The 1689-nt window shown below is 72.2% G+C and carries 3 protein-coding genes and 1 pseudogene; 1 reads left to right on the top strand and 3 read right to left on the bottom strand.

The window, feature by feature from the left end; all coding sequences use genetic code 11:
* A pseudogene (locus DEIPI_RS38110) lies at positions 1-193 on the top strand (UDP-N-acetylmuramyl peptide synthase); the annotation flags it as partial.
* A gap of 3 nt (positions 194-196) precedes the next feature.
* Here DEIPI_RS38110 and DEIPI_RS32540 read toward each other — a convergent pair.
* From DEIPI_RS32540 to DEIPI_RS32535, 3 genes are all read right to left on the bottom strand, one after another.
* Positions 197-574 (bottom strand): response regulator, encoded by a 378-nt coding sequence (locus tag DEIPI_RS32540; RefSeq protein ID WP_245588602.1) that lies wholly within the window; start codon positions 572-574, stop codon positions 197-199.
* Positions 575-682: 108 nt separating this feature from the next.
* Positions 683-1108: a response regulator gene (locus tag DEIPI_RS0118505; RefSeq protein WP_027482745.1), complete on the bottom strand. Its 426-nt coding sequence runs from the start codon at positions 1106-1108 to the stop codon at positions 683-685.
* A gap of 91 nt (positions 1109-1199) precedes the next feature.
* The coding region (locus tag DEIPI_RS32535) for an alpha/beta hydrolase fold domain-containing protein (protein WP_045234674.1) at positions 1200-1689 on the bottom strand (490 nt) is incomplete at its 5' end.

Genomic DNA, 1689 nt, shown 5'->3' with positions numbered 1-1689 from the left:
GGGCCGCACGAACCACGTGCGGGTCCCGGACCGCCGCGACGCCGTGCGGCACGCGATCCGCGTGGCGCGCGACGGGGACACGGTGCTGCTCGCGGGCAAGGGTCCCGAGGAGACGCTGGAGCGCGGTCACGAGACGATCCCCTGGGACGAGGCGCGCGAGGCCCGTGAGGCCCTCGCGGACCTGCAGGGCTGAGCCTCAGCGCCGCAGGCCCGCGAGGGCGCTCGTGAGGGCGTCCGGATCGACGGGTTTCACGAGGTAGCCGTCGGCGGGCACGCCGCGGCTCTCCCAGCGCTCGATGTCCGCGAGGGAACTGACGAGCAGCAGCACGGGCAGGTCCGGCAGGGCCTGCTCCTCGCGGATCCGGCGGGCCACGTCGGGGCCCGTCAGGCCGGGCATGTTCACGTCGAGGAGCAGCACGTCCGGGCGGGGCGCGTCGTGGTAGGGCGGTTCGCGGCGCAGGAACGCGAGGGCCTGCTCGCCGTCCTCCACGAGGTAGAGCGTGGTGGCGCCCGCGTCCTCGAAGGCGAGTTCGGCGAGCAGGCGGTCGTCGGCGTTGTCCTCGGCGAGAAGCACGTTCAAGGCGCACGCTCCGGGGGGACTCGGGGTGGGTGCAACATTCACCCGGACGCTACCAGAACGCGCGCCGCGCGGACGGCGGTTCATGTGAAGCGGAATTTACGTTCAGGCACTTCTCGGCAGCCAGGTGCTCGCGAGGCGGTCCACGACGTCCACGAGCCCGAGGAAGTCGAAGGGCTTGCAGAGGTAGGCGTCGGCGCCGAGCTCGTCGCACAGGCCGCGGTCGAAGTCCGCGTCGGAGGTGGTGAACACCACGATGGGCACGGACTTCAGGCGCGGGTCAGCCTTGACGCGGCGGAGCACCTCGTAACCGCTGAGGCGCGGCATGTGAAGGTCGAGCAGCACGAGGGAGGGCACGTGGTCGGGGCGTCCCGCGTGCTCGCCTTCGGCGTGGAGGTAGTCGAGGGCTTCCTGACCGTCACGCGCGACGGTGACGTCGCCGTCGAGGCCGCGCGCGGCGAAGGCGAGCCGCGCGAGCTCCACGTCGAGCTCGTTGTCCTCGACCAGCAGGATCCTTCCGCTGTTGTCCATCCCCGCACCCCCCGTGCTTCACTCGACTGCCAGATCGTTCACATTCACTTTAGGGAAGTGCGGGAGTCCTCATTGGTGACCCGAGCACCCTTCATCCCTCATGAAGGAAGCCGGGTTCACGTGGCGTGCCGAGCGTCTCGCCCAGCCAGACCGCCGCGCGGTCCACGAGCTCCGCCGCCGCCGGGGAGAGCGCCGTCATGTTCGCGAAGCCGTGGATCATGCCGGGTCCGGGCAGCAGGTCCGCCTGCCCGCCCGCGTCCCGCAGGGCGTCCACGTACGCGGCGCCCTCGTCACGCAGGGGATCGAACTCGGCGGTCATCACGAGGGTGGGCGGGAGCCCGCGCAGGTCCGCGTGCGTGAGGGGCGAGGCGTGCGCGTGCGCGGCGCGCGCGGGGTCCGGCACGTACATGCGGGCGAAGAACTCCATGGAGTCGCGCGTCAGGAAGTACCCCTCGGCGTTCTCGCGGCGGCTGGCGTGCCGTTCGGTCTCCACGAAGTCCACCGCCGGGTAGATCAGGAGCTGCGCCGCGAGGGCCGGGCCGCCCTCGTCGCGGGCGCGGACGGCGGCGACGGCGGCGAGG

It is taken from the genome of Deinococcus pimensis DSM 21231, assembly GCF_000519345.1.
Lineage (GTDB): Bacteria > Deinococcota > Deinococci > Deinococcales > Deinococcaceae > Deinococcus_A > Deinococcus_A pimensis.
The sequence above is the reverse complement of the archived record's forward strand: the minus strand, read 5'-3'. Positions and strand labels throughout refer to the sequence as shown.

Coding starts and splice junctions, on each gene's coding strand:
- DEIPI_RS0118505 (WP_027482745.1), bottom strand. CDS start 1,108: ATGGACAACAGCGGAAGGATCCTGCTGGTCGAGGACAACGAGCTCGAC.